Annotated in this window: 1 protein-coding gene; it reads right to left on the reverse strand. The window is 62.4% G+C overall.

Features of this window, described 5'->3' with window-relative positions:
- Positions 1-44: 44 nt before the first annotated feature.
- Positions 45-1334, reverse strand: coding sequence for an ISL3 family transposase (locus E4J89_RS19265; protein ID WP_136787822.1), 1290 nt, complete (start codon positions 1332-1334; stop codon positions 45-47).
- Between the last annotated feature and the right edge of the window lie 113 nt (positions 1335-1447).

A 1447-nucleotide genomic window follows, 5' to 3' on the forward strand; every position in this document is an offset into this window, starting at 1 on the left:
GGCTCTCCGCGTTTCGTGGTGAATTCCACTGCTGCGATGCATGATCAGGCCGCCGTTCTGACGGCGCTTCTGAGCATAATACGAGTACGATAATTGGCGCCATTGACGAATCCGCGGCCGGTTCTTTTGATGTTCTTGATCGCCGTGTTGTTTGCCTCGACCTTGCTCGTGGTTGCGCCGGTGACGATGAGGACTTCGATCTCTTTCCACCAGCGGCAGACGGTTCGCCAGAGGCGGTTGATTTCCGGCTGTCCGGCTCGTTCCACCAGCTGCTGTAGCCGCTCCTTGGCTGCGGCGGCGTCCTCCAGGGAACCGGTGCGCAGCAGTGCGCGCAGTTGTTCCTTCGCTTCCCAGGCCGCCTTCAGCTTCCCGGTCGGGTCGTCGACGTCAAAGACGGTCTGCAGGCGGTTCTTGGCGCGGTCGGAGAGAGTTTCGGCGGCGCGGAGCAGCAGCATCCGGTTGGCCCACATCGGGTCGGACGAGCGGCCGCGCCGGCCCTTGGTCTCCTGGCTCAGCCGCTGGCGGACTTCGGTGAGCATCTTGTTCCCCAGCATGACCATGTGGAATGCGTCGACCGATACGGCCGTGCGGGGCAACCACATCCGCAGGGCTTTCCGGAAAGCGGCGGAGGGGTCGATGGCCACGACTTCCACGCCCAGGCGCCACTGCAATGGCCGGGCGAAGAGCCAGTCACCAACGCCTTTGCTGTCCCGGCCGTCGACGACGCCGAGGACTTGCCCTGTATCGAGATCCACGATGGTCGTCATCCATGGTTCATAGCGCTTCCAGGCGTTGGTTTCGGGGTCCTTGAAGAAGCGCACGGAACGGAAGCGGTGTTCGTCGATGCCCAGCCGCTTGGGCCGGAGCTTGTTGACGTCCGGCAGGACGGTCATGGCCTTGTTCAGGGCGTGCTGGACCAGCCACCACGAGACTCCGAAGGCAGCCGCTGTTTCGGTCGCGGCACGTCCCGAATGGATGACGGCGCTCACCAGGGCATCCCTCAGCCTGCGGGTCGAACGCGCCCGCCGGGGCACCTGAGGGGTTGATTCAGCGAACGTCTGCCGCGGACACTGGGATTCATCGCAGAAGAAACGGCGCTTGGACCAGATGACTTCGACCGCACCTGCGACGGGAATATCGCGGATCCGCTGCTTGCGCTTTGAATGCCGCCGCTTGCCGATGACTCCGCATGAAGGACAGCCGGACTCGATGGTTGTCTCGACATGGATTCTCCGCTGGCCGAACGTGAGGATGTCGGCGTTGAGGACATGGTAGTCCGGCAGGTTGAAGATGATTGTGGCAGCATCAGGGCGCTGGGCAGTAAGCTCGGTCAAGGCTCGTAGTTCCTGTCATTGATGAATGCGTCAAGAACATCCATCACAACAGGGCTACGGGCCCCTTCTGTCTAAAGACACGACCCGTCATTCACCACGAACCTTGGAGAGCC

Source organism: Arthrobacter sp. CAU 1506 (genome assembly GCF_005047635.1).
Taxonomy (GTDB): Bacteria; Actinomycetota; Actinomycetes; order Actinomycetales; family Micrococcaceae; genus Crystallibacter.